28 protein-coding genes and 2 pseudogenes are annotated in these 25,151 nt (G+C 60.6%); 15 read left to right on the top strand and 15 right to left on the bottom strand.

The window, feature by feature from the left end:
* Positions 1 to 75 precede the first annotated feature (75 nt).
* The gene (locus tag BM234_RS00140; RefSeq protein WP_092059467.1) at positions 76 to 738 is read left to right on the top strand and encodes a GntR family transcriptional regulator; all 663 of its coding nucleotides are present in this window, start codon (positions 76 to 78) and stop codon (positions 736 to 738) included.
* Positions 739 to 777: 39 nt separating this feature from the next.
* Here the strand turns inward: BM234_RS00140 and BM234_RS00135 are convergent, their stop codons facing one another.
* Positions 778 to 1,551 carry a LamB/YcsF family protein gene (locus BM234_RS00135; RefSeq protein ID WP_092061246.1) on the bottom strand — a complete coding sequence of 258 codons (774 nt, stop codon included), beginning with the start codon at positions 1,549 to 1,551 and terminating at the stop codon, positions 778 to 780.
* A 255-nt stretch (positions 1,552 to 1,806) separates the two neighbouring features.
* A complete protein-coding gene (locus tag BM234_RS00130) occupies positions 1,807 to 2,694 on the bottom strand; it encodes a LysR family transcriptional regulator (RefSeq protein WP_092059465.1) in 888 nt (295 codons plus the stop codon).
* 110 nt (positions 2,695 to 2,804) lie between these two features.
* Here BM234_RS00130 and BM234_RS00125 point away from each other — a divergent pair, with 110 nt between their 5' ends.
* Together BM234_RS00125 and BM234_RS00120 are read left to right on the top strand one after the other, a co-directional pair.
* Positions 2,805 to 3,164 (top strand): DoxX family protein, encoded by a 360-nt coding sequence (locus BM234_RS00125; RefSeq protein WP_092059463.1) that lies wholly within the window; start codon positions 2,805 to 2,807, stop codon positions 3,162 to 3,164.
* Positions 3,127 to 3,765: an NADPH-dependent FMN reductase gene (locus BM234_RS00120; RefSeq protein ID WP_217645928.1), complete on the top strand. Its 639-nt coding sequence runs from the start codon at positions 3,127 to 3,129 to the stop codon at positions 3,763 to 3,765. Before BM234_RS00125 ends, BM234_RS00120 begins: the two co-directional genes overlap by 38 nt.
* A gap of 131 nt (positions 3,766 to 3,896) precedes the next feature.
* Here the strand turns inward: BM234_RS00120 and BM234_RS00115 are convergent, their stop codons facing one another.
* From BM234_RS00115 to BM234_RS00095, 5 genes are read right to left on the bottom strand one after another with little or no spacing between them, the layout of a single operon-like run.
* Positions 3,897 to 4,877: a 5-oxoprolinase subunit C family protein gene (locus BM234_RS00115; RefSeq protein WP_092059459.1), complete on the bottom strand. Its 981-nt coding sequence runs from the start codon at positions 4,875 to 4,877 to the stop codon at positions 3,897 to 3,899.
* Complete coding sequence (locus BM234_RS00110; protein WP_092059457.1) at positions 4,867 to 5,742, bottom strand: 5-oxoprolinase subunit B family protein; 876 nt, start codon at positions 5,740 to 5,742, stop codon at positions 4,867 to 4,869. The genes BM234_RS00115 and BM234_RS00110 overlap by 11 nt, the downstream gene beginning before the upstream one ends.
* A complete protein-coding gene (locus BM234_RS00105) occupies positions 5,739 to 7,115 on the bottom strand; it encodes an acetyl-CoA carboxylase biotin carboxylase subunit (protein WP_092059455.1) in 1,377 nt (458 codons plus the stop codon). Before BM234_RS00105 ends, BM234_RS00110 begins: the two co-directional genes overlap by 4 nt.
* Positions 7,116 to 7,118: 3 nt before the next feature.
* The gene (locus tag BM234_RS00100) at positions 7,119 to 7,352 is read right to left on the bottom strand and encodes an acetyl-CoA carboxylase (protein WP_092059453.1); all 234 of its coding nucleotides are present in this window, start codon (positions 7,350 to 7,352) and stop codon (positions 7,119 to 7,121) included.
* A gap of 46 nt (positions 7,353 to 7,398) precedes the next feature.
* On the bottom strand, positions 7,399 to 8,178 hold the full coding sequence (locus BM234_RS00095) for a 5-oxoprolinase subunit PxpA (protein ID WP_092059451.1): 780 nt from the start codon (positions 8,176 to 8,178) through the stop codon (positions 7,399 to 7,401).
* A 261-nt stretch (positions 8,179 to 8,439) separates the two neighbouring features.
* On the opposite strand from BM234_RS00095, the gene BM234_RS00090 reads away from it, so the two are divergent.
* Positions 8,440 to 9,357 carry a LysR family transcriptional regulator gene (locus BM234_RS00090; protein ID WP_092059449.1) on the top strand — a complete coding sequence of 306 codons (918 nt, stop codon included), beginning with the start codon at positions 8,440 to 8,442 and terminating at the stop codon, positions 9,355 to 9,357.
* A 152-nt stretch (positions 9,358 to 9,509) separates the two neighbouring features.
* On the opposite strand, the gene BM234_RS17385 is transcribed toward BM234_RS00090, so the two are convergent.
* Together BM234_RS17385 and BM234_RS00085 are read right to left on the bottom strand one after the other, a co-directional pair.
* A complete protein-coding gene (locus BM234_RS17385) occupies positions 9,510 to 9,656 on the bottom strand; it encodes a hypothetical protein (protein WP_175501161.1) in 147 nt (48 codons plus the stop codon).
* Positions 9,657 to 9,675: 19 nt separating this feature from the next.
* Positions 9,676 to 10,584 (bottom strand): LysR family transcriptional regulator, encoded by a 909-nt coding sequence (locus BM234_RS00085; protein WP_092059447.1) that lies wholly within the window; start codon positions 10,582 to 10,584, stop codon positions 9,676 to 9,678.
* A 96-nt stretch (positions 10,585 to 10,680) separates the two neighbouring features.
* Here BM234_RS00085 and BM234_RS00080 point away from each other — a divergent pair, with 96 nt between their 5' ends.
* Together BM234_RS00080 and BM234_RS00075 are read left to right on the top strand one after the other, a co-directional pair.
* The gene (locus BM234_RS00080; RefSeq protein WP_092059445.1) at positions 10,681 to 11,322 is read left to right on the top strand and encodes a DsbA family protein; all 642 of its coding nucleotides are present in this window, start codon (positions 10,681 to 10,683) and stop codon (positions 11,320 to 11,322) included.
* Between the two features lie 26 nt (positions 11,323 to 11,348).
* Entirely contained in the window at positions 11,349 to 12,242 is an 894-nt protein-coding gene (locus BM234_RS00075; RefSeq protein ID WP_175501160.1) for an MBL fold metallo-hydrolase, read from the top strand.
* Positions 12,243 to 12,586: 344 nt separating this feature from the next.
* Here BM234_RS00075 and BM234_RS00070 read toward each other — a convergent pair whose 3' ends face one another.
* Positions 12,587 to 13,093 carry a TetR/AcrR family transcriptional regulator gene (locus BM234_RS00070; protein WP_245752410.1) on the bottom strand — a complete coding sequence of 169 codons (507 nt, stop codon included), beginning with the start codon at positions 13,091 to 13,093 and terminating at the stop codon, positions 12,587 to 12,589.
* Between the two features lie 193 nt (positions 13,094 to 13,286).
* On the opposite strand from BM234_RS00070, the gene BM234_RS00065 reads away from it, so the two are divergent.
* A complete protein-coding gene (locus BM234_RS00065; RefSeq protein WP_245752408.1) occupies positions 13,287 to 14,246 on the top strand; it encodes a zinc-binding dehydrogenase in 960 nt (319 codons plus the stop codon).
* Positions 14,247 to 14,913: 667 nt separating this feature from the next.
* Here BM234_RS00065 and BM234_RS00060 read toward each other — a convergent pair.
* On the bottom strand, positions 14,914 to 15,372 hold the full coding sequence (locus tag BM234_RS00060) for a group III truncated hemoglobin (RefSeq protein WP_139226750.1): 459 nt from the start codon (positions 15,370 to 15,372) through the stop codon (positions 14,914 to 14,916).
* Positions 15,373 to 15,457: 85 nt separating this feature from the next.
* Here BM234_RS00060 and BM234_RS00055 point away from each other — a divergent pair, with 85 nt between their 5' ends.
* From BM234_RS00055 to BM234_RS00045, 4 genes are all read left to right on the top strand, one after another.
* Positions 15,458 to 15,871, top strand: coding sequence for an Rrf2 family transcriptional regulator (locus BM234_RS00055; RefSeq protein ID WP_092059441.1), 414 nt, complete (start codon positions 15,458 to 15,460; stop codon positions 15,869 to 15,871).
* Between the two features lie 12 nt (positions 15,872 to 15,883).
* The gene (locus tag BM234_RS00050) at positions 15,884 to 16,183 is read left to right on the top strand and encodes a DUF6522 family protein (RefSeq protein ID WP_092059439.1); all 300 of its coding nucleotides are present in this window, start codon (positions 15,884 to 15,886) and stop codon (positions 16,181 to 16,183) included.
* 644 nt (positions 16,184 to 16,827) lie between these two features.
* On the top strand, positions 16,828 to 17,001 hold the full coding sequence (locus BM234_RS17380) for a CBS domain-containing protein (protein ID WP_175501159.1): 174 nt from the start codon (positions 16,828 to 16,830) through the stop codon (positions 16,999 to 17,001).
* Positions 17,002 to 17,103: 102 nt separating this feature from the next.
* A complete protein-coding gene (locus BM234_RS00045) occupies positions 17,104 to 17,532 on the top strand; it encodes a PACE efflux transporter (protein WP_092059437.1) in 429 nt (142 codons plus the stop codon).
* Between the two features lie 118 nt (positions 17,533 to 17,650).
* On the opposite strand, the gene BM234_RS00040 is transcribed toward BM234_RS00045, so the two are convergent.
* Entirely contained in the window at positions 17,651 to 18,079 is a 429-nt protein-coding gene (locus tag BM234_RS00040; RefSeq protein ID WP_092059435.1) for a MerR family transcriptional regulator, read from the bottom strand.
* A gap of 148 nt (positions 18,080 to 18,227) precedes the next feature.
* On the opposite strand from BM234_RS00040, the gene BM234_RS00035 reads away from it, so the two are divergent.
* Together BM234_RS00035 and BM234_RS00030 are read left to right on the top strand one after the other, a co-directional pair.
* Positions 18,228 to 20,513 (top strand): heavy metal translocating P-type ATPase, encoded by a 2,286-nt coding sequence (locus BM234_RS00035; RefSeq protein WP_092059433.1) that lies wholly within the window; start codon positions 18,228 to 18,230, stop codon positions 20,511 to 20,513.
* A gap of 12 nt (positions 20,514 to 20,525) precedes the next feature.
* Positions 20,526 to 20,993 (top strand): DUF411 domain-containing protein, encoded by a 468-nt coding sequence (locus tag BM234_RS00030; protein WP_092059431.1) that lies wholly within the window; start codon positions 20,526 to 20,528, stop codon positions 20,991 to 20,993.
* Positions 20,994 to 21,162: 169 nt separating this feature from the next.
* Here the strand turns inward: BM234_RS00030 and BM234_RS00025 are convergent, their stop codons facing one another.
* The gene (locus BM234_RS00025) at positions 21,163 to 21,831 is read right to left on the bottom strand and encodes a TetR/AcrR family transcriptional regulator (RefSeq protein ID WP_092059429.1); all 669 of its coding nucleotides are present in this window, start codon (positions 21,829 to 21,831) and stop codon (positions 21,163 to 21,165) included.
* A 121-nt stretch (positions 21,832 to 21,952) separates the two neighbouring features.
* Here BM234_RS00025 and BM234_RS00020 point away from each other — a divergent pair, with 121 nt between their 5' ends.
* Complete coding sequence (locus tag BM234_RS00020) at positions 21,953 to 23,989, top strand: NADH:flavin oxidoreductase (RefSeq protein ID WP_092059427.1); 2,037 nt, start codon at positions 21,953 to 21,955, stop codon at positions 23,987 to 23,989.
* A 94-nt stretch (positions 23,990 to 24,083) separates the two neighbouring features.
* Here the strand turns inward: BM234_RS00020 and BM234_RS00015 are convergent.
* Positions 24,084 to 24,371, bottom strand: a pseudogene (locus BM234_RS00015) (integrase core domain-containing protein); the annotation flags it as partial.
* Positions 24,372 to 24,448: 77 nt separating this feature from the next.
* Between BM234_RS00015 and BM234_RS00010 the strand changes: the two are divergent.
* Positions 24,449 to 24,818: pseudogene (locus BM234_RS00010) on the top strand (transposase); the annotation flags it as partial.
* A gap of 145 nt (positions 24,819 to 24,963) precedes the next feature.
* Here BM234_RS00010 and BM234_RS00005 read toward each other — a convergent pair.
* A partial coding sequence (locus BM234_RS00005) for a transposase (protein ID WP_139226748.1) occupies positions 24,964 to 25,151 on the bottom strand: 188 nt, incomplete at its 5' end.

Genomic DNA, 25,151 nt, shown 5'->3' with positions numbered 1-25,151 from the left:
ATGGTTCTGTCAATTGACAACTAACATGGTAGATCTCACCATCAACTGGCAAAGTTCCCGCTGTGAAGAGGCCAAATGGATCCGATCCCCCCGCAGAAATCTGTGACCGAACTCACTGCAGAGCGGATACGCGAGGCGATAATACTCGGGACGTTTCCCCTTGGGACCAAGCTGTCGGAGCAAAAACTGGCTGACCAGCTTCAAATCAGTCGGTCGCCTGTTCGCGAGGCCTTGGTATTGCTCCAGATTGAAGGCCTCGTAAGGGTGTCTCCCAAGCGGGGGTCCTTTGTTTTCTCGCCTGATGATCGCACCATTCGGGACCTTTGCGAACATCGGGATATCCTTGAAACCGCCTGCCTCGCACTCGCGATGGAGCGCGACCATGGCGGTCTGCTACGAGGTTTGCAGGCGGGCATGGAGCAGATGCAAGACGCCATACGAACCTCCGACACGGAGCAGTATTCGCGCGGCGACATAAGGTTTCACCGCGCCATCATCGCAAGCAGCCAAAACAACTCGATGATCAAGGTGTATGAGAGCACGATTGGCCCCCTCATGGCGCTGCGCACTCACCTGTTCACGATCTCGGGGATACACCTCGACAGGTCGATGGAGGAACACGCCGAGTTGCTGGACGCATGTTCGACCAAGGATATTGCCCGCGCGCAGGCAATCTGCACGCGGCATATCCATCATCTGGTCGAGCACGTTCACGAGGAACGCAATCTTTTGGGGTAAACCTGAAGCCGGATGGCGACTGCCGGGACCGCCGGTGGATCAAGCGGGTTCGCCGGAGAATTGCACCAGCGTGACGCCATCGGCTTCCAGCGAGCGGCGAACCTCGGCCGCGATCCGAACAGCGGCGGGCGTATCGCCGTGCAGGCAAATAGTGTCGATCCGGGTCTCTATCCGCTTGCCGCTTTCGGTGATGATCGCGCCTTCGCGCACCATCTCGGCCATGCGCGCACCGGCAAGGATCGGATCCTGGATCATGGCACCGGGGAGGCTGCGATCCACCAGGGTGGCGTTGTCGTTATAGGCCCGGTCAGCAAAGATCTCGCAGGCTACCGGACATCCCAGTGCCTCTGCCGCTCGGTACTGTGCGGTGCCCGCCAGCACCATAATGATAATGTTCGGCGCAACCGAAAGAGCCGCCTCATAACAGGCTTTCGCCAGTCCCTCATCTTCGGAGGCCATATTTGCCAGCGCGCCGTGCAGTTTCAGGTGACGTACCTTCCCGCCCGCAGCGCGCGCCATCGCCTGAGCCGCGCCGAGTTGATAGCGCACGAGGTTCTGCACCGAAGCACGCGGAAGCTGCATGCGATTGCGACCAAAGCCATGCAGATCGGCAAATCCGGGATGCGCCCCTATGCCGGCACCTTTGCGCACCGCGGCGCTCATCGTTTCGGCCATCACATCCCAGTCGCCGCCATGAAACCCGCAGGCGACATTTGCCGATGTCACGATCTCCAGCAGCGCAGCGTCGTCGCCCATGGTCCAAGCTCCAAAGCCTTCGCCCATATCGGCATTGAGATCGACTGTTTTAGTCATTTGTCCCCGCAAACTTTGCTTCTGGCCACCTTCCGCTTCTTCTCCGCAGAACCGCGTGGATCGCATCCGGTGCGCATCGCGCTGCGAAGGTAAGCCACCTGCCCTGTGCCCCACGCTTCTATCCCTACGCTCCGCAAACGCAAATCCGCTTGGGGGCAGCCACCCGCCACAGGGAACTCCCACCCCAGTGCTTATAGCCTGCCCATGACCAGCGACGAGGCAGAGGCGGAGCCCTTATGATCATCTCTGTTCCATCTAGGCCGGCGAAACCGTTTTGCCCGCCGCACTCGCCTTGAGGCAGCGCAACATGGCCTGGACCTTTTCCGTGCGATGCAAGTCGACATGTGTGACCAGCCATCCGGAGACGCTCCAACTGGGACGGGACAGTAACGCCGGCTGCAGCCCTCCGCGGGAGCCGGCATCAATATCGCTGACAATCCCAATGCCCGCCCCGGCAAAAACGGCTTCGGTCACAAGCCAGACGTCGCGTGACGACAAGGCGATCATCTCGGGCCGAATGTGCTCCTTGATCCATCGACCGAGCGGGAAACGCTCGGTGGGGATGTGCGGCAAGACAAAGCTATGGCCGGCCAGATCACTCTCGTCTGCCGGCAGGCCACAACGCGCCGCATAGCTATCATGGGCATAAAGGCCAATTCCGATATCTCCGAGATGCGCGACAACGTAGTCCGGATGCTCCGGCTTGGCGCCTGCCCGCACAGCGATATGCGCCTCACCATATTCGAGCTTCGCGAGGTCTTCACCCACGTCGACGTTCACGAGACAGCGCGGGTTTTCCAAACGAAACTGCATGACTGCGCCCATCAGCAGCCCGGCAAAGGGCGCAAGGATCGTCAGCTTGATTTCACCTTCAATCTCCGACTTGCCGCCGTGCACGCGCCCCGCGAGATCTTCAATCAACTCATCGGTTTTTTGGGCAACACGCAGGACATCCTGTCCGGTTTCCGTGAGCGCATAGCCACGCGCATGCCGAATGAAGATCTTGCTGCCAATCTCCGCCTCCAAAACGTCGATATGGCGATTGATCGTTGCGCGGTGGAAGCCCAGCGCTTCGGCGGTCGCACTCACGGTCCCGAGTTTGGCCACCCAATACGCCGTGCGGAGTTCTGTCCACTTGTCCATCGCGCCTATGTCCAGTTTCCGCGCATATCGTGCCAGATCTCGCGCATTGAGAAATAATATGCAGCAAGTTATCTGGCGTTCAAAGAGACAATCATACTTGGGAAATTCTGATGACCTATCTTTCCATTGGCCTTCGTGCCCTTCTCACCCTCGCCTTCGTTGCCGCGGGTTTCGCAAAACTCTCAGGTGTCGACATGATGGTTGCCACCTTTGACGCCATCGGCGTGGGGCAATGGTTCCGCTATCTTGCCGGCATCATTGAGGTCGGCGGCGCCATACTGTTGTGGATACCGCGCCGTCAGGCGCTGGCGGCGGCCGTACTGGGTGCCACGATGGTTGGTGCGGTGCTTGCACATATGTTCATCCTTGGCCCCTCGGCAGTACCGGCTATCATCCTTGGTTTGATCTGTGCCGCTGTGCTCTATCTGCACCGTGACCAGATCCAAGAAACGCTCGGGCGCTCTGCATAACCAAGATTGGGGACTAAAAATTATGTCGATCACTCAAAAAGTCCTCGTATTCGCAGGCAGCAACAGCACCCAGTCGATCAACCAGAAGCTTGCGATCCACGCATCCGAGGTGCTGAAGGAAACAAGCGATATGCCGGTTGAGATCGATGTCCTCGATCTCAACGACTACGAGATGCCGATCTACAGCCCCGAGCGGCAGGCAGAAGGCATTCCGCAGTTGGCGTATGAATTTCAGGCCAAGATCGCCGCGAGCGATGCGCTAATCATCTCGCTTGCAGAATATAACGGAAGCTACGCGGCAGCCTTCAAGAATATCTTCGACTGGTGCAGTCGGATCGACAAGACGGTGTTTCAGCAAAAGCCTATGCTCCTCATGGCGACGTCGCCCGGGCCGAATGGCGCGCGTAACGTGCATGGCGCGGCCATGTCCGGTTTTCCGTTCTATGGCGGCAACATCGTTTCGAATTTCCAGTTCGGACCATTCGGCAAGCATTTCGATGTAGAAACCGGAAGCTTGTCATCTCCCGACTTGCGCACCGAACTACTGTCAGCGGTCGAGGAACTGCAAACCGCGCTAGCGAAGCGAGAAGAAGCCGCCTGAGCGCGCTTGAAACGGAACCCTCAGCGCGCGACCCCTAAACTTACAACAGTAAGATAGGTCGCGCGCTCGCGCGCCACTTTACCGATACCCGGACTTTGGGACAGCGCAAAGCGCCGTCGCTTGCATTTCGATCAGCCGGGTTGATTGAGACTTTCGCGTAATTGCTCAATGATCTGCTTGCGTTCGGCGCGAGCGGCGAGCGCCTGCTCCATATCCACCCGCACGAATTTCACCGGCGCGTTCGGCTGAAGCTGCCCAATCAGGTCCATGTCCGCCGAGATCACCGCGCCGAGCGTGAAGTAACCACCCCCAGACACCGCGTCGCGATGCAACACAATCGGCTCCAGTCCACCCGGCACCTGTATCGAGCCGTAGGAATAGCACCCATCCACGATGTTCGATGGATCCGACCCGGCCCCGAAAGGCTGTTCACGGTCAACAAATTCCATGGGCTGGCCTCCGCGGAAGCGATACCCCATTCGGTCGGCCTCGGGCGCGACGGTCCATGCGTCATCAAAGAAGGCTGCTTGGGATTTTTCGGTAAGCCGGTGCCAGTAAAGCCCCGGAAGCACACGCAACTCCGCAGGCTTGCCGGGGCCGCGGCGCAAGGCTTCGGGAATGCTGAGCCCCTCCTCAGCCAAGGGTGCAGCGCCCACCGGCACCACATCGCCCGCCGCCAGTGCGCGCCCGTCGAAGCCGCCCAAGGCCCCGATAGCATAGGTGGACCGCGACCCCAGATGTGGCTCTGTCGCGATTCCGCCCGAAACGGCAATGTAAATTCGCGCGCCCGCCTTCAGATAACCGAAGCTCAGGGTTTGACCCGGCATGACGTTGAACGAGGTCCAATTATCGCGCGGCTCCCCGTCCAGCAGGATTGGCATCTCGCCCCCGGTTACGGCGACGGTCATCTCTGCGCCAAACTTGATTTCCGGCCCGAGAAACACGGCTTCAAGCCCCGCTGCGTCTTCGTCATTGCCCACAAGAAGGTTCGCGGCCCGCAGCGCCAATCGGTCCATCGCGCCGCCCTCGGGAATACCGAGGTGAAAATACCCCGGACGCCCGAGGTCCTGAATGCTGGTCGCCAGCCCCGGTTTAACGATCTCAAGCGTCATCGAGAGCCTCCATCAGCTTTGCGTTGAAGCCGGACATGTCGGCATTGAACGCATCGAGATCAAAGGCGACCTCGGCAATCTTTGGTGTATAGGTGCCGTCTTCGACGGTCTTGGTAATGCGGTCGTATTCCGCGCGGTCGATGGGTTTCCATTTAACGATGTCGCCGGGTTTGAAGAACACCATGAAATCCCTGAGATAGGTGATCTTTTGCTCCGGATCGAAGATTGGCATCGGGGTAATGCCAAACATCTGATACCCCCCCGCGCCACGGACCGAATAGATGCAGGAGAAGCAACCGCCGTAACCCACCGTCAACTTTGGCGTGTCGGTGCGGGGCCGCAGATATTTCGGCACCTCAAGCTGTTTGTCGCGATCGACCAGTTGATAAAGGAACGGCAGGCCCGAGACGAAGCCAACCATCGAGACGAACCAAGGTTGCGAATGATGCGCTTCGATGAAGTCGGCGACGCTATCATATCCGTTGATCCGCGCAGCGTAGTCGAGATCGGACCCTGATGGGTCCTGATGACGCTCGCGGAAACGCATGAGCGTCTCGTGGGTCCACGGGTCTTCGTAGTAGACCGGGATTTCGATGATGCGCGTGTCGAGCCGCTTTTCGGCGGCCTGTGCTTCGGCTTCCAGCCCCTTGATACGTTCCATCATCGCATCGGGCGAGATCACGTCTGGATCGAAGCGCACCTCGAAGGAAGCATTGGCCGGACAAATTTCCCTTACACCGGGGATCTCGGCCTCGCGCACCAGTTTGCTGAGCGAAAGACTGATAAAGAAGGCGTCGAGTGACATCTCATCATCGACTTCGACATAGACGTGTTCGTCGCCTCCGAAGCTGTAACGCGTCTTCATGCAGCGTCTCCTTTCGCGCTCAGAGCACCAGCGTCAAGCCAGGGTTCGAGCCATTGGGTATGAAAGCGGCCCGCGCGCACCTCAGGATCGGCGGCGAGCGCCAGATGCAGCGGTCCGGTGTGCTTGGTCCCATCAATGACCATCTCGGTCAGGGCGGTCGTCAGTTTGTCGATAGCGGCGTCGCGGGTTTCGGCATGCACGATCACCTTCCCAACAAGAGAGTCGTAGAAGGGTGGGATCTGATACCCCTCGGACAGGAAATGATCGAAGCGCACTCCGGGACCAGTAGGTTCGACCAAGGTTTTGATCCGTCCCGGCCAAGGCATGAAGTTGTTGAAAGGGTCCTCGGCGCAGATCCGCACCTCGATCGCGTGGCCGGAGCGCAGGATCTGTTCCTGTGTCATAGAGAGCGGGGCCCCGCCGCAAACCCTGATCATTTCGGCTACGAGATCGATCCCGGTGAGCATCTCTGTCACGGGATGCTCCACCTGTATGCGAGTATTCATCTCAATGAAGAAGAATTCCTTGGTGCTTTCGTCGTAGAGGTATTCCAACGTCCCAGCGCCGCGATATCCCACCGCTTCGGCCAGCGCGACCGCAGAGGCGCAAAGCGCATCTCTTGTGGGGGCATCGAGACAATCGGCGCCGGCCTCTTCCCATACCTTTTGTCGGCGCCGCTGAAGCGAGCATTCCCGCTCAAAGCAGTGAACCGCGCGGTCACCGTCGCCGAGGATTTGCACTTCGATATGCCGCGGTGCCACGATAGCGCGTTCGACATAGAGACTGCCATCGCCAAAGGCAGCTTCTGCTTCGGCCTTGGCCTGCGGCGCGAGGGCGGCCAATTCTCCGGCAGTGTTGGCAATGCGAATGCCCCGCCCACCGCCACCTGCCGCGGCCTTGATCATCACAGGGAAGCCAACCTGCTCTGCGACAGCCAAGGTCGCCTCGACCCCGTCCACTCGGCCGTCTGAACCGGGTACCACGGGCACGCCAGCCGCCAGAGCGGCCTGACGCGCGGCCACCTTGTCGCCCATACGCTCGATAGTATCCGCCGATGGCCCGACAAAGATGAGCCCTGCCTCCTCCACCGCGCGGGCGAAACCTGCATTCTCGGACAGGAAACCGTAGCCCGGGTGGATAGCATCCGCACCGGTGGCCTTGGCGGCGTCAAGGATGGCTTGGATGTTCAGATAGCTGTCTTTCGACGGGGCTGGCCCGATGCAGACGGCCTCATCCGCGAGCTTCACAGACAGCATCTCTACGTCCGCCTCGGAATGGGCCTGAATCGTATGAATGCCCAAGGATTTCGCAGCCCGGACGATCCGCACCGCGATTTCGCCGCGGTTGGCGATGAAGAGACGTTCAATTGCCATGGCTTAGCTCAGCTCCGCCAAGGTATCCCCGGCGTTGACGGGGCTTTCATTCTCTACCTTGTAGCCCGCGAACGTACCGGCAGCTTCCGCCTTGACCTCGATGAACGTCTTCATAACCTCGATGAGCCCGATAACGTCATCCACAGCGACCGCATCACCTTCGGCCTTATAGGGCGGGTCTTCGGGGGATGGCTTTTGGTAGAACGTCCCGGGGAGCGGAGAGAGAATGGCTGTCATGGTGTTTCCCTGTGTCTGTTCTTGTCTTGAACTATTGCGCGGTTCGTCACGCCGCTTCGAGCACGGCAGAAGACGGAGCGATGGCGATCCCGTTGTCCACTAGCACGCGGCGAATTGCAGTGCCGATTTCCACCGCGCCGGGCGTGTCCGAGTGAAAGCAGATGCTTTCGAATTCCACGTCGATGTCTTCGCCTTCCACCGTTGTCACTTTCCCGTCGACACAGGCTCGGAGGCACTTCTGAGCAAGCGCTTCGGGGTCCGGACGGCTCACCTTGCGAGAGAAGACAATTTGCCCATCGGCGCCATAGTCGCGGTCCGCATAGAACTCCCGCACAACCGGGTGGCCCAATCGCTGCGCTACCTCGTAGGTCTTTGAAACGCCCATGCAGTACACGATCAACTGGCCGCTGATCGCAGCAAGGCTTTCGATCATATGACGCGAAAGCTCTTCGTTCCGGGCAGCCTCCATATACAAGGCACCATGCGGCTTCACGTGCTGCAAGCTGATCCCATGACGACGTCCGAATTCGCGCACGGCTCCGACTTGATAAATGATGTCATTCACAAGCTCTTCGGGAGAGGTGTCAATGAAACGGCGACCGAAACCTTGCAGATCGCGATAGCCCGGATGCGCGCCCAGACCGACGCCGTGAATGTGGGCCAGCTTGATTACCCGGTCCATGGAATTCGGATCGCCGGCATGAAAGCCGGCTGCAATGTTGGCAGAGGAGATCAGCGCCATCAGCGCCTCATCTGGCGCTTCGCCCAAGACCCAATGGCCGAACCCTTCGCCCATGTCACAGTTGAGATCGACCATCTTTCGCATCGCATGCCCCCGCCAGTTATGTTGCCGAGCATGAGCGACCGAGGTCCGTTTTGTAAAATTCCAATTTCGAAAATAGCATTTTCTGATTTTCCGAACACTTGGGCGGATCGCGGCGACCTACCAAGATGCGTTTTTGTGCGCCCTCGACCTATCTACTCCTAACGGTAGACAACAAGCGGTATCGGAATCTGCAAATTCGTCCTGCACTGTACGTTGAAAATCGGATAAGCGGTACTCAATCACACTACGAGAGCATGTCCGATGAACCTTCGCCAATTCAAATATTTCGTCGCAACAGCTGAACTCGGGCAGGTAAGCCGTGCGGCCTTGGCCCTCTCTATTTCACAGTCTTCGATCACCACTGCGATCCGCGAACTTGAGCAGGAACTCGGCACGGCGCTCTTTGTCCGCACCGCGCATGGCATGGACCTGACCCCTACCGGGCGCAAATTCCTGGGCGCAGCGCGCGATGTAATGGAACGGGTCGAGGTGGCGCGCGGCATTGGCGAGGGACATTCCGATATCACCGGCACGATCAACGTGGCCGCAACCTACACCGTTTGTGGCTATTTCCTGCCCTTTCATCTTGAGCGGCTCGCGCATCGGTTCCCGAACCTCACCATCAATATCGCAGAGTTGAATCGCGACAGCATCGAAGAAGGGCTGCTCAACAATCGCTTTGATGTGGCCGTGATCCTGACATCAAATACAGCAAACCCGGAACTGGCGACCCAGACGCTTCTACGCTCTCACCGGCGCCTTTGGGTACCTCAGAACCACCCCCTCTCGCATGCCGAGACCGCCAGCTTCGAGCAAGTCGCCGAACACGACTACATCATGCTCACGGTTGATGAAGCCGCCAATACCTCCATGAAGTACTGGGGACCAACCGGGCTAACCCCCAAGGTAAGGCTGCGGACGTCCTCGACCGAGGCCGTGCGCTCGATGGTTGCAAACGGTCTGGGCGTGACGATCCTGTCAGACATGGTCTATCGGCCTTGGTCTTTGGAAGGGCGCCGTATCGGAACAGTCGCGATGGATCGTGAAATCCCCTCCATGAATGTGGGTCTTGCATGGCGGCGCGATCGGGAATTGCCCCCAACCGCGCGGTTCATCGTCGACTATTTCCGGGAGGCGTACCTCTCCCCTCAGATGCCCAATACAAGCTGGCGCGCCTGACCCAGTTGGCGGCGTGATCAGTCGAAATATGCGAAGATATAGCGCTGCGGAATGTCCCCCAATTTGCACCTGCGCGACCAATCCGCCTGGGGAGCGGTCCGAGGGGAGCGGACTGTCTACGTTGCTTTGCCAAAGCAGTAATATCGCTGCGGTCAGGCGGGCGCCAGAATGCTCCACGCATGGACGCGCAGCATCACTGAGCCATTTTGCGCGGGGCTACGCGCGATGCCGAGCGTCCGCGCTTGGTGCGTGAACTGATCCAGCAAACCCGAACGCGCGCCCTCAAACCCTTCTGCCACTCAGGCACCGAATTCATGCTTAGGTTCTAACGCGCGCTTTCTCTGCCTGTCGGAGCATTTCAGTAAAAGCGGACACCTTTGCAGCGCGGAACTTCGAAGCAGGTAGAACAACGAAGATCCCCCCTTCGGGTAGGTGCCAATCGGGCAGTACAAGCGTCAGCACACCCGAAGCCAGATGATCGCGCACCAGATAGTCGGGCAGGATCGCCAAACCTGCGCCGTCCCGCACGGCGGCCATGATGGCCGGCGCGCTATCGATCGACAGATCGCTTTGCAATTTGACGGATGCTGTTTCGCCTGTCTCCTGTTCAAACTGCCATTGCAGCGGATCAGTCAGCGCCTTATTCGCGATGAATGGCGCGGCAGTAAGTTCATGTGGGTGCCGAATGCGTGCCCACTCACGCGCGTTCGCGCCCCCGCCGACTAAAAGTTGCCTGAAACCACCTACTTTGCGCGCCAATAGCGCGGAGTCGCGAAGCCATCCAACACGAATGGCCAGATCAAGATTGCCCGACATAAGATCGCTGTGATCATCGCCCAGAGACAGCTCCACTTGGCAATCAGGGTACTTTCGTCGGAATGCCGCGACCACGGGGGCTACGATCGCGGTGCCGTAGTCGTTTGGGGCCGTCATGCGCAATATTCCCACCGGCTGCTCCGAGAGGAGCGATAGCTCACTGAAGGCTTCTTGCGCCTCGTTCAGGATTGACGCGCAGCGTGTGTAGAAAAGCTTGCCAGCTTCGGTGGCACTAACCTTGCGTGTATTGCGCACCAAAAGCGTTGCTTTCAACTCGTGCTCCAACTGTGTCACTTGGCTGCTGACAACGGCCTTGGTCACACCGAGGCGTTCCGCGGCATTGGTGAAGGAACCCGTTTCGACCACCGCCGCGAAATAGGCCAGCCTGTTCAGGTTGTGCGCTTTCGACATCGGAAAACTGTTAGCCTTTAGCAAACGCAATGTCAAAATCGTTTGTCTTATCATGCGCAATGGGTGGGTCTATATCGGTGTCCAAGGAGACAGGACATGACACAGACAGCGATACTGCATTACCTTTTCGATCCCCTCTGCGGCTGGTGCTACGGTGCCTCGGCGACTATTGCCACGCTCGCAAAACACCCCGACATTGACTTGCAGCCACGGGCAACCGGGCTCTTTGCGGGGAATGGTGCGCGCCCGATGAAAAGCTTCGCGGCGCAGGCTTGGGCGAATGACCAGCGTATTGCCGCGCTGAGTGGGCAGCAATTCAGCGAATCCTACCGCCGCAACGTGCTTGGGGCCGCCGATGCGTCACTCGATTCCACGGTGGCCACTCTGGCCGTCACTGCTGTGGCCGACACCGCCCCTGATCGCGTGATCGAAGCCCTCACCGCCATTCAAGCGGCGCGGTATGTCGACGGCAAAGATGTAACCTCTTCCGCAGTTGTCGCGCATTTGTTGACCGAAATGGGTCTTGCAGAAGCCGCTGCGCGTGTTCTGAACCCCGATACAGCCCTCGTGGACCTGGTCCGCAATCGCACGGCAGAGGCACGCGCACTGATGACAACCCACAACATGCAAGGCGTTCCGGCCCTGATTGCAGAGGTCGACGGCGCGCGCCGCGGGCTGGATGCAAGCACGCTTTATGGCGGACCCGATACAGTATTTGCCACCCTCGGGCTGGCCTGATCCTCGAATATCAAAAGGACGAAACGATGAACCGCAGAGACATCCTGAAACTCACAACCGCAGCAGGGGCAGCCGCCCTGATGGCTCCCAGCTTTTCCTTCGCAGACGCGAATGGACTGACCTGGACACATTTTCCCGCTGGCGAGAATGGTTTTTACCGCGCGCCGATCCTGATCCAAGGCGAAACCGAAGCCATGCTTATCGACGGCGGGTTCACACTGCCCGATGGCCGCGCCTTGGCCGAGGAGATCACGGCAACAGGCAAGACGCTGACCACGATCTACATCAGCCAGAGCGACCCTGATTTCTATTTCAGCCTGCGCCCGATCGTGGAAGCCTTCCCCGAGGCCCGCGTCATCGCGGCCAGTGAAACCGTCGCGGCCATCAATGCGAACGTGGCAAAAAAGGTCGAAACATGGGGTCCGCAACTCGGTGAAAACGGCCCGCAATCGGTCGATGACGTGATCATCCCTGCGGCCGACGACAGCACAGCTCTGACGGTGGATGGCCATTCTATTGAGATCGTCGCCGCCGAAGAACTGTCGAACCGTCGTTACCTGTGGGTCGAAGATCTTCAGGCCGTGTTCGGCGGCGTGATGGTCTTCTCCGGCGTGCATGTCTGGACAGCAGACACGCCGACCAAGGAACAGCGCGCCGCTTGGATCGCCAACCTTGACGCTATTATCGCCCGCAACCCGCAGGTTGTCGTTCCCGGCCACATGACGCTGGATGCGCCAATGGGGATTGAGGCCGTGGAATTCACGAAGGGCTATCTTCAGGCGATTGAGGAAGAACTCGACAAAGCCAACGGGTCCGAGGAACTGATAGCCGCAATGACAGCCCGCTATCCCGATCTGGGCATGGGCGTGGCCTTGGACGTTGGCGCCAAGGTACTGACCGGCGAGATGAAGTGGGGATGAGCCTCGGCAACGCTTGATTGCCCCCGGACCCCTTGAAAACCTGACGATCAAGAACGGCCATTTCTGTGGCCGTTCTCCCTTTACCTTCAGCGACTTGGAACGTAATTCCCCGCCCAACATTCTTCTCGGGGCCATGGTGGCAAAGGGTATCCCGCCGGGTTTCTGGCGTCTCGCCGCTCGCTAGGACAAGACTACAAAGAGTTTCATCGGCATCACGGCGACCCGACTTCTTTCGCGTTAGTTGCCAACAGTATCCAATTTGCCGTCATCCCCCCAGGATCCTCAACGGCGCGCGGTCCATGATGCCCCGCCCTCACCGCCATACCCAGTATGGCGTTCGCGCTTCACCGCGACCGCAGCACATGCCCCAACCGCTTGGCCACATCAACCGCCGCCTCCCCGCGCAATGGCCATGTCTGCGTCAGCCCTTCAATGATCAATAGAAGCGCGGTGCCCTCCCCTCGCAACCCCGTCGCTGCTGCTGCCCGTGTCGCCACGTCGGACTTATGGCGCTCAAGAAGAACGCGAAGGAGCTGACTTCCTGGTTCTGCAGCAACGGCCGCATGAAAGAGACAACCGTGCGAGGTTTCAGTCGCCATCCACTCCCCAATGCGCGACAGCAATGTGTCCAGAGCCATTTCATGGTCCTCCGGCAGTCCGTCGAAGACACGGGATAGATATCGCTTGTGCCGATTTTCAAGTGCGGCCAGTACCATCTCCGCTCGAGAAGGCGTGTACTTGTAAAGGGTGCGCAGGCTGACGCCCGCAGCATTACGCAGGTCCTCGACGCTGGGTTCTGCGAAGCCGCGACTCGCAAAGGCGCGCTCCAACCCTTCGGATATCTTGCTCATCATATCTACCATGCTTGTCGATGTAGAATGATCTCTCTACCTACGCAAGTAGAGTAATCATTCTACATCGGAGCATTCGCCAATGACACTTCCCAAAGCGATGAAAGCCGTCGTTCTCACTGGCAATGGTGGGCTGGACAAACTCGAGTGGCGCGCGGATGCGCCGCTGCCTTAACCGGATGCTGGTGAGGTTTTGATCCGCGTGGGCGCATCGGCGGTGAATCACACCGACGTCAACACCCGCACCGGCTGGTATTCCAAAGCCGTGCGGGGCGACACCGGCTCGGCGGCCTTGGAGGGCTATGCGGGCGCTTCCGATGCCGACGGAGCTTGGTCGGGTGCGCTCAGCTTCCCGCGCATCCAGGGCGCGGATTGTTGTGGTGAAATCGTTACGGTCGGCAAAGGCGTGGACACTGCGCGAATAGGCGAGCGCGTGCTGGTGCGACCCATGCATCGCCCAGCGGGGGCTGGGCCAGAAACGCTCGTGACCTTTGGCTCGGAGCGCAACGGAAGCTTTGCCGAATACACGACCGTTGACGACGAGCACGCAGTGCGGATCGACAGCCCTCTGTCGGACTTGGAACTCGCCTGCTTCCCCTGCGCATTCTCTACCGCAGAAGGCATGATTCAGCGCGCTGGATTGGGCGCGGAGCGCTTGCTGATTACCGGGGCATCTGGCGGAGTTGGCTCCGCGGCCGTGCAACTTGCCAAGCGGCGCGGCGCGCATGTCACCGCCTCCACCAGTCCGGCCAAGATGGACGCGTTGACTGCGCTCGGCGCGGATGCAGTGGTGGACCGAAACGATGCTTTCCCGAACGAAGCCTTCGACGTCGTTCTCGATCTTGTGGGTGGGCCCCGCTGGCCAGACTTGCTCGATGCATTGGCCCCCCGAGGGCGCTACGTGACATCGGGCGCAATCGCCGGCCCGATTGTCGAACTCGACCTGAGAACGCTCTACCTCAAAGATCTGACACTGATCGGCAGCACCCGGCAGGACGCGCGCGTTTTCTCCGATGTGGTCAACTATATCGAGGCAGGAGAGATCCGCCCCATGGTCGCCGAGACCTATCCGTTGCACGAACTGCGCGCGGCACAAGAGGCGTTCCTCAGCAAGTCGCACATGGGCAAGATCGGGATTGCGATCGCAGGCTGACGGGCGCAGGTGGCGCAGCGAAGTCCTGGATAAGTTTCTTCCTCGGTCCGCCATCCGGGTTTTGGGATCAACGGGGCGTTGTTGCGCTGCTGCAACTTGTGGCGTGGCTTCCCCTTTTGCAGTCGGCCACAAGGTGTGCGGTCGATCTTGGCGGTGCAAAGTGCGGTGAAGCAGTTTATCGATGCGGTTGGGGATGGGCGGCGAGCCCTCATGGTCGATGATGCCTGTGCAGCAGCGGTAAGGTGAGGGGCGTCTCTGGTCATAGGCACCATCAGGGACATCGCCGCTAACTTCGCCTTCGCAAATCAGGTCGAGCAACCGCAGCAAAAACCGGGCTAGCGCCATCGCCGCTGGGGCTGAAATCCACCGCCTCGATGTCCGAAGCGGCTGATCAATGACCTGATGCACCTCGCGCCAATTGCGACGGCCCTGAACGCCATGCCAGCGCCGACCATTCGCTGGGACCCAAGGCATCCCCGTATCCAGCCACATCAGGACCGACCCGCGCTTCTTCAGTGACGCGGTGAAGCTGGGCCAATCCGTAGTTCGGTAGAGGGTAAGCGGTGGATTGCTCTCGCAGCCTATCTGCCGCATGGCGTCACGACGTGCATCTCCACAGCCATGAGAGACTTCTGTCTGCTCACAGCAGTTGTCTACCTGCCTTCGCTCACTTGAGGTTCGGCACATCCCCATCCAGTTGCCGCACCGTCTGGCTGGCCGTATGCAGTGAGCGGGCAATTCGTTCGGCTCGCTCAATAACATGCGCCGCGCCTTCCGGAGAGCAGACCTCACTAGCAGCCTGTCGAAAAAGCTCGAGCCAACGCTCAAAGTGCTCCCAAGTCACGGGCAGCTCCGCATGCTTCGGAACTGGCGTACCGTGGTAACGCCCGGTCATGAGCGCAACCGAAGACCAGAAGTCGACCATTTTCTCAAGATGCGGCCCCCAATCAACGATCCGCGCGGCAAAGATCGGACCGAGCACCGGATCGACGCGAACCTTGCCGTAGAACCCATGCACCAAGGCGGTGAGCACGGCCTCGTCGAGGCCTGTTCGTGCAACCACCTCCTGCGTCACGGCAGGACGCGCGGAGCGGATCGGCAAAAGGTTGGCGTTCGACTGAGGCATGGCTGAACTGGCCTAAGATTATTGCGAGTGCGGGACAGATCTGATAACAGGTATTTTAAATACCTATTAATAGCGAGGCCGCAACATGCGCCTGACCAGCTTCACCGATTTCGGTCTCCGGGCGCTCATGCGGATGGCCAGCGCGCCCACGCGCGCCTTTTCCACGGCAGAGATCGCCGATGAGTTCGGCGTGTCCCGCAACCACCTCAACAAGGTAATTCAGCGCCTTGCTCGGCACGGCATCGTGGCCACGCGCCGGGGCGCGGGCGGCGGCGCCATGCTCGCACGGCCAGCCAGCGACATAAGGCTCGGTGACCTCGTGCGGCTCCTCGAGGAGGACCGGGCATTGGTTGAGTGCTTCTCGCCGGATGGTGCCTGCTGCGTTACTCCGGTATGTCGCTTGAAACACAAACTCAACGCAGCGGAGTCGGCCTTCCTGACCGAGCTTGATCGCTCGACGCTCGCGGACATTGCCCTGCCCGCGCCAGTTGCAGCCTGAAAGGAAACCGCGATGAAGAATGTCACTTTCACCGCCGACGGCTTCGTTATTGACGCAGAGATCGTGGGCACCGCATTCGAACTCCCGCCCGCCGATGTCCCGGCAAAGCTTCGGACCGGTGAGATCACCAGCCGTTGCGAGACCGGTGTGGACGAAGATGCCGGCCGGTGGCGCCTGACCCTCTATTTCAACGGACGCGCGCTGCGCCTCGTTGTCGACGAGAGTGGCGCCATTCAGTCGCGCGCCACTTTCCCCGCGCATGCGCCGGTTGCGGGTCCCATCGACCATACGACCATGAGCGCGAAGACCTGAAGCGCGATCCCGCAGAAGATTGAAGGTGTAGTGTCGCCCTCTCTAACCGGAAATCCCAGCCTCGGCGTAACCGTCACGCTGATGGGTGCGTTTGTGCTGTGGTTCACTCCCTTCATCGTCGAGGCCGCCCAACCAGATGTTTCCATTTCGGCGCACTCCGCAAAAACTTGGCTGCGGTCTTTCGCCAAAATCGAGACCGGCGTCCCTATTTGTAAGTATGACCGTTCACCCCTCGGGGCGACAGCGGTGCTGGTTTTATGCGTTCCCAACCCGCCCCTCGCCCAACCTGAGCCACGGCTTGGGGTGTCGATCGACCAACTCCGCGAGCGGCTCGACCGGTTCAACCAGTCAACCAACATGAGTTTGGCGGACTTGGGTCGATTGCTGACAGCAACCGAAGCCGAAGCGGCGCAACATCGGTTCGACGGCACGACCCGACACGCCGCTCCCAGTGGCCCCGCGCCTCTTTCGCGGCCATGCCATCAAGTGCCTCCTAGTCGTGGACGCTGACATGGGGTTGAGCGGTCTGGTCCTCCAGGCGGATCTGCTCGACTCTGGGTCGGCGCGGGATCGCCCATTCGCATGGCGACAGCGTTCACCACCTCGCTCTGTTTCAGAGGTCATGCGCCCGGCAGGTTGATGACGTGCCTCACGATCTGCCCGTCGGCGCGCTTCTCAATCGGCTTGCCGCACAAGGAAGCGAGGTCGTTCCAGTGACCCAGCCGGGCCGCCTCGTCGGCATCCTCACGCGCTCCGCCATCATCCGATTGCTGCTCCAAGGGGCGGAGGAACGAACTGCGGAGAAAGCCACATCTTGAAAAACCCGCGCGCGGAACACACCATAGGGACAAGCGGGGGCGGCCTCGCCCGACCTCACGGTCAGCACGCGGGACGGCCCGAAAACCATTCGGAGCCATTTTATGCGCAGCACCGTCGACCGTATTCGTCAAGCCGTGAGCTTTGAGCTCATCGGCATTCTCATCGTCACACCGCTCTTTGCCTGGGTGTTCAAACACCCCATGGAAGACATGAGTGTGCTGATCGTGCTTGGCGCCACGGCGGCGACCACTTGGAACTACGTCTTCAATCTGGTGTTCGACCACATCCTGAACTGGCGCCGGGGCAATACCAGAAAGACGCTGCCGCTCCGGATCGTCCATGCGGTGCTGTTCGAGGTGACACTGATTGTCTTCCTCCTCCCGATCTTCGCGTGGTGGCTCGATGCATCGCTGCTCACCGTGCTGATGATGGAGCTCTCCTTCGCGATCTTTTATATGATCTACGCCTTCGTTTTCACTTGGGGCTACGATACCCTGTTTCCGCCGCAACAACGCGAAGAGATGGCCTGAAGGTGTAGGTCGAGAGCAACTGAAACGCGGCATGTCCCGGTGCGCACATTGCCCTTGGCGAAGCAGCGGCCGGGGGCCTCAAGAAGCGCCGCAATCGATTAGACGAGCACCGCCGGTATCACGCGACGGGCCGATCGTGATCGGCGAGGCACTCCTCGTGGTCGCGCAGCACTTCAAGGATACGACAATCTGCGACCCGGTCGGCTTTGCACTCGCCAATCATCCGTTGCAGTTCAGTCCGGAGTGCTTCGAGCCGGGCGAGGCGCGCCTCAACCTCGCGGAGCTGTCTTCGGGCGATCGCGTCGACTTGTGCGCAGGACCGTTCCGGGCTGTCGGAGAGGTCCAACAACTCCCGGATCGCCTCCAGCGAGAAGCCGAGCTGCCGCGAGTGGCGTATAAACGCGAGGCGGTCGAGTTCCACATCTCCATAGCGGCGTTGCCCACCTTCGGTCCGGCCCGGTTCGGGCATCAAGCCGATCTGTTCGTAGTAGCGGACGGTCTGCACCTTGGTGCCGGTCCGCTTGGCCAATGTGCCGATGGAAAGCATTGTCGTCTCCTCCGAGGTCTTCGATTGTGTGATCGCATGGCCCCTGCCTTGGGACGGTATTACGGAAAACCTGTCTGCGGGCCTTGAACCTACAGCGGCTGTAGATCGTATATCGAGAGTCGATTGAGAATCACAACGGAGGGCCGACATGGCCGACGGGAGCGCAGGACAACGCGAGTGGCGGGTGACGGGCATGGATTGCGGCTCCTGCGCCGCGAAAGTACGGGGCGCGATCGAACGCTTGCCCGGCGTCCGGAATGTCGATGTCGCGCTCATGGCGGAGCGACTGCGGGTGACACTCGATGAGACAGAGACCACTCCAGAGAAGATCGAGAAAGCCGTGCGCGGAGTCGGCTTTGGCATCGCCCCTAAGGGCGCGCGCCCGGAGAAACCGCAAGGCGGATTCGTCCTGCCAAGCGGGGCATTTCCAGATGTGGCGGAGCCTTGGGAGGCCAAAATAGAACCTCAAGGCGACGGCCTTGCGGAGGATACACCAACCTCTTGGATGAAAACCCCCAAGGGCCGCCTTGTGTTTGGCACCGGCGCATTGCTTGCGGCGGCTTGGGCGTCGCGCCTAGTCCTCCCGCCCGAGATCGCCCATTGGGCCTTTGTCCTCGCAACCTTGATCGGGATCGTGCCGGTGGCGCAACGTGCCTTCGCGATGACGCGGGCCGGCATGCCCTTTACCATCGAGATGCTGATGACGATCGCCGCTGGCGGTGCGTTGTTGATCGGTGAGCCGGAAGAGGCTGCGCTCGTCGTTTTTCTCTTCGCCGTGGGCGAGTTGCTCGAGGGCGTCTCAGCTGGCAAGGCACGCGACAGTATCCGCGCCCTCTCGAAGCTCGTGCCGAAGACCGCGCGGCTTGAAGCCGGCGGAACGACGCGGGAGGTCTCGGCGGAGGATCTCCATGTGGGTCAGGTCGTGCAGGTCCGCCCCGGTGACCGTGTGCCCTGCGACGGTAAGGTGATCGACGGAACGTCAGGCGTCGACGAGAGCCCGGTGACGGGTGAGAGCATCCCCAGTTTAAAGGAGCCAGGCGCGGAGGTCTTCGCCGGGTCCATCAACGCGGAGGCGCTGCTGCGCGTGCGGGTTACAAAAGCGGCCGAGGATAACACCATCGCGCGGATCGTTCGCCTCGTGGAAGAGGCCGAAAGCGCGCGTGCGCCGACCGAACGCTTCATCGACCGGTTCAGCCGGATCTACATGCCGGCCGTTGTCGGCACCGCAGTCTTGGTTGCGGTCGTCCCCCCACTGGCCTTCGGCCTGGCTTGGGGGGAGTGGGTCTACCGCGCATTGGCGTTGCTGCTGATCGGCTGCCCATGCGCGCTGGTGATCTCAGTCCCGGCGTCAATCACCTCGGCGCTCTCTACCGGGGCGCGCAATGGCCTCCTCATGAAGGGCGGCGCGGTGATCGAGGCGGCGGCCCGCACGACCCATGTCGCCTTCGACAAGACCGGCACGCTCACCCACGGCAGCCCCCGAGTGACCGAAATCTCTGTGCTGACCGGAGGCGAAGACGATTTGCTCGCCCTCGCAGCAGGCGTAGAGAGCGGCGCGAACCATCCGCTAGGTCAGGCGATCTGCGCGGAAGCAGAACGGCGGGGCGCCAATGCGGCCGCGACCACTGGCGGCCGCGCGCTGCCCGGCAAGGGCGCGGAAGCCTCCATTGACGGCGCAACTGTCAGCGTGGGGTCACCGCGGCTGGCGGAGGAGCGTGGTGCGTTCACAGACGACTTACGAGACCGAGTTGAGGCGCTGGAAGCCGATGGCAAGACGGTGGTTATCGTGCTGCGCAATGACGTGCCCCAAGGCCTCATCGCGCTTAGGGATGAGCCTCGGGCCGACGCGGCGGACGCGGTCGCGCAACTGCGCAATCTTGGCATCTCCTCGGTCATGCTGACCGGAGACAATCGCCGGACCGCAAAAGCCATCGCGGACGACCTCGGGATCGAGTATCGGTCCGAGCTCATGCCCGAGGACAAGGTCACGGCCATTCGTGAGCTAACCTCAGGGGCAAGGGTTATGATGATCGGTGACGGGATCAACGATGCGCCCGCGCTGGCCGCTGCGCATGTCGGCGTCGCCATGGGCTCGGGCACCGATGTTGCGCTGGAGACCGCCGATGCAGCTATTCTGCGCAACCGCGTAACGGATGTCCCGGGCACAATCCGCTTGGCCCGTGCAACAATGGGAAACATCCGTCAGAACATCGCGATCGCGCTCGGGCTGAAGGCCGCCTTCCTCGTGACCACTGTGCTCGGGATTACCGGCCTCTGGATCGCGATCCTTGCCGATACCGGCGCGACGGTGTTGGTGACCATAAACGCCCTGCGCTTGCTACTCTTCCGGCCCTCCGGGGCATCCACGACAACGGGGCAAGTTCGCCGCGGCACCGAGAATGCGCGCCCCCAAGACATATCCGCGACGATCTGAAAGGAAACATCCATGACCCTCACCCGCCGCGCCATGATGGCCGTCACCGCAAGCTTCGCCGCCTCCGTTCCCGCCATGGGAACGGCCCAAGGCAGGCCCGCGATCCACGTCTTAAAGGATCCGAATTGCGGGTGCTGCACGGCCTGGATCGAAATCCTGCGTGAGGACGGCTTCGCAGTCACCACCGAGCCCAGCTTCGGCGCCCTCCTGATGCGGCACAAGCTCGAGAACGGCATCCCTCAGAATATGACCTCCTGCCATACCGGCGAGATCGAGGGCTACATGATCGAAGGGCACGTGCCCCCGGCCGATATCCGAAGGCTTGTCTCCGACCGCCCCGACGCCGTCGGCCTCGCCGTGCCGGGCATGCCTTACGGGTCGCCCGGCATGGGCCCCGAAGATGAGCGCGATGCCTACGACGTTTTCCTGATACGGAAAGACGGCAGCACAGAGATTTTCGCGAGCTACGACGCTGCTTGAGAGCGCATCCAGTGCCGCAGAGTCGCACGGCTTGTGCAAGATCGTTCGATAGGGCGCCCCGCAGAAATGCTTGAGCAGCGTCACGCCGGACGCGGCTCCATCCATCAGTGCCGTGTTCGTGCGACGATCATCGAGATGAACTCGTCAACCATGCATCGCGCAAGGCTTATTAGGTAGGATCTGTTGCCGGGGGACTATGGGGATTGAACCCCACGCGCGCATTGAAACGGGCGAGTTCATTCGCGCTCGGTACAGCACCGCAATATGTTTTCACATAGGCGGGCACCCGCGCCATTCGCGTCGGCTTGTCCTCACGCACCTGCATGGAAATATAGCCGATCTGCACGAGATAGACGGTACGCGCCCGGACATCCGCCTCCTCAGACGGAAATCCAAATCGTTGGAACAGCGCTTGGATCGCCGACAACCGTCGCTCATCCGCCGCGTTCACCCGCGCCATGACCTTGTCCGACTGGTGCGCCCATCCCCGAACTGCGAAATCTAGCTGCGGCTCAAAAATATCCTCGTCGTGAAACACCGCGATGAGATTCAGGACGGCTTCAGCGATCGTGTCAGCATAGGCCTCGCACGCCAAAAGGAAGGCCCCGGTATTCTTCTCGTCCCACTCTTCGAGCAAGGCATCGAGCAGCGCATTCCGGTCCTTGAAAAACCAGTAAAAGCTGGTGCGCGAGATGTTCAGGCGTGAGGCGAGTGGCTGGATCTTCACGGCCTCGAGCCCGGTCTCAAGGAATGCCTGTTTCGCGGCGAGGAGCCAAAGCTCGCGCGAGCCGCGCCAGCCCGAAGACCTCTCCAGTTCGATGTTCTGTGTCTTGCCCATAAAACCAACCATAGTGCCGCGGGCGACGTGTCACAATGAGATTATACATGAGTGATCTTTTTATTGACATAAGTGAACATTTTGCCGAGCGTGGCGACAGATGCCATGGAGGCCGAGACCAATGCCGGACGATCCCCTGCTGCAACCCTATGAGTTGAAACACCTGCGGTTGAAGAACCGGATGATGATCACCAGCCACGAACCTGCCTATCCCGAGGAAGGGATGCCGAAGGAGCGCTACCGCGCCTACCACCTGGAGCGTGCCCGCGCGGGCGTAGCATTGAACATGACCGCTGGATCTGCCTCGGTCGCGCGCGACAGCCCTCCGGTCTTCAACAACATCCTCGCCTGGAAGGACGAGGTCGTGGGCTGGATGAAAAAGATCGCCGACGACGGCCACGACCACGACTGTGCGGTGATGATCCAGCTAACGCATCTTGGGCGGCGGACCCGATGGGACAAGGCGGACTGGCTGCCCGCGGTTTCCGCTGGCCATGAGCGCGAGGCAGCGCATCGCGCCTTTCCAAAAAAGGCCGAAGAATGGGACATCGCCCGCATCGTTGAGAACTACGCTGATGCCGCAGAGCGAATGCAGGCAGCCGGCCTCGACGGGATCGAGCTTCAGGCCTACGGTCATCTGCTCGATCAGTTCTGGTCACCCGCTACCAACGAGATGGAAGGAGACTACGGCGGCAACCTCGAGAACCGGATGCGGGTCTCAATGAAGGTGCTGCGCGCGATCCGGGATCGGGTGGGCAAGGATTTCATTGTCGGCATCCGCTACGTCGCCGACGAGGACATACCCGGCGGCATCACGAAGGACGAAGGCATCGACATCTCGCAGCGCCTGAAGGCGAGCGGGCTCGTCGATTTTCTGAACGTGATCCGCGGCCACATCGACACGGATGCAGGCCTGACCGACGTGATCCCGGTGCAGGGGATGAGGTCCAACCCGCACCTCGACTTCGCAGGTGAGATCCGGGAAGCCACCCGGTTCCCAACCTTTCACGCTGCCAAGATTCAGGATGTGGCCACGGCGCGATATGCAATCTCCAGCGGTAAGCTCGATATGGTAGGTATGACCCGCGCGCATATGGCCGATCCGCATATCGTGGCAAAGATCCTGCGCGGCGAGGAGGACCGTATTCGCCCTTGTGTCGGCGCGAACTACTGCCTCGATCGCATCTACCAAGGGGGCATGGCGCTCTGCCTGCACAACCCCGCAACCGGGCGAGAGCTTGAACAGCCGCATGTGGTGCCGCAGACCGACGCGCCCCGACGGGTGGTGATCGTCGGCGCCGGACCTGCCGGGCTTGAGGCCGCGCGCGTCTGCGCAGAGCGCGGTCACGAGGTCATCGTCCACGAGGCGGCGAACGATCCCGGCGGTCAGGTGCGACTGACGGCGCTGACGCCGCGGCGCTCCGAGATGATCCAGCTCATTCAGTGGCGGTTTGAGGAATGCACGCGCATGGGCGTCACCTTCCGGTTCAACAGTTTTGCCGACGAGGAGACCGTACGCGCCGAGACCCCGGACATCGTCGTTATCGCCACCGGTGGGCTGCCGCACACCGAGGTGCTGGACGACGGCAATCCGCTTGTCGTCTCCGCTTGGGATATTCTCTCGGGCGATGTCGCGCCGGCCGCGAATGTCCTCATCTACGACGACGCAGGTGACTACGCAGGGCTCCAAGCAGCTGAGAAGATCGCCGGCGCCGGAGGCCAGGTCGAGATCGTGACCCGTGATCGGGCCGTGGCCCCGGAAGTCATGGCGATGTCACTGACCCCATCAATGCGCGCACTTCAAAAGCACGACGTGAGATTTACCGTGACCTGGAAGCTTGATTCCGTACGCCGAGAAGGCAACGCATTGCTAGCCACACTCGGCAGCGATTACGGCGGTGTAACGCAAGAGCGCCGGGTCGACCAAGTGGTCGTCAACCACGCGACCCGACCGCTCGACGACATTTACTTCGAGCTCCGTGATCGGTCAACAAACCTCGGTGAAGTCGACTACGAAGCCCTTGTCGAGGGACGGCAACAGAGCGTGGTTCGCAACCCCGGCGGCGACTACCAGCTGTTCCGGATCGGCGACGCGGTCGCGGCCCGCAACACCCATGCCGCGATCTATGACGCGCTGCGCCTGTGCAAGGTGTTCTGATCGGGCATGCCTCCAATGTCGCCGGCGAGATCAGTCTCGGCGATCCGACTATGGATCCGAGAACACTCTTCCCTCGGAGCGGGGTCAGCGTCTTTTAGGTGTTAAGTCCCGGCATCTGGTGGATCGGATTTGGGATGAATCGATCTGGTTCTGATGTCCAGATTTTGCAGATGTATTCGTAAGGCGCGGGCCCGCTGAGCGTCTTCAATCTGCTGGCAAAGTCGTAGGCATCCAGGAAGTCGATAAGCTGGCTGCGCAACTGCTCGTGGCTGTCGTAGTGGTAGCGTTTCACAGTCGCATCCTTGATGGTGCGGTTCATGGGATCGACTTGGCCGTTAGTCCAAGGATGGTTCGGTTTGGTCAGACGATGCTCGATCCCATTGGCATCCACTAGGCATTGTTGCAGACCTCTGTCTGCGAAGTATTCACACTGTGAATCCATGTAGTTAGGCGGGTTGCATGAGCAAGCCTGCACCCGCCCGCTACCGCACGACGAACTGGTCCAGCTACTCGGCGTCGTTTCGCAAGCGCGGATCGCTACTGATCTGGTTGAACAAGGACATGACCTGGCTCGCGCCGCATGACGGCAGAGCCGGTCGTCCCGCGTTGTTATTGCCCGCGTTGCTCTCAGATGCGGCGATCCAGTTCTGTCTGACCATCAAGGTCCTGTTCAAGCTGTCGCTCCGGCAAACGAAAGGGATGGCTGAAGGTCTTGCTGAAGCTGGCGGGCCTAGACTGGGCGGTGCCGGATCGAGGCGAAAATGCGCGGCCTCAAAGTCTTCGGCGAGCGCATCGCCGCACGAGACCTGGACCGACAAACCTCCGAGTTCAAATCCGCATCGCCCTTATCAACCGCTCCAATGCGTTCGGCACCGCTGAGATCGTCCGAGTGGCATGACGCCGACGGGCAAAGGGGCCATCATGCCTCAGGCGGGAGTTGCGCAACAACGCCCCTAGGCTCCAGCCTCATTGTTCTATAGCCAGCCCAAGACGGTTGCAGCGAGCGCGATGGCGGAGAGGAAGACCGTCGGGCTTCTGTCATAGCGGGTGGCGACGCGACGCCAGTCCTTCAGGCGTCCGATCGTGATCTCGATCCGGTTACGTCGTTTGTAGCGGCGCTTGTCGTATCGGATGGGTTTGTCGCGTGGCTTTCGTCCAGGGA

This window comes from Poseidonocella pacifica (genome assembly GCF_900111875.1).
Lineage (GTDB): Bacteria > Pseudomonadota > Alphaproteobacteria > Rhodobacterales > Rhodobacteraceae > Poseidonocella > Poseidonocella pacifica.
This window is presented reverse-complemented; position numbering and strand designations above follow the sequence as displayed.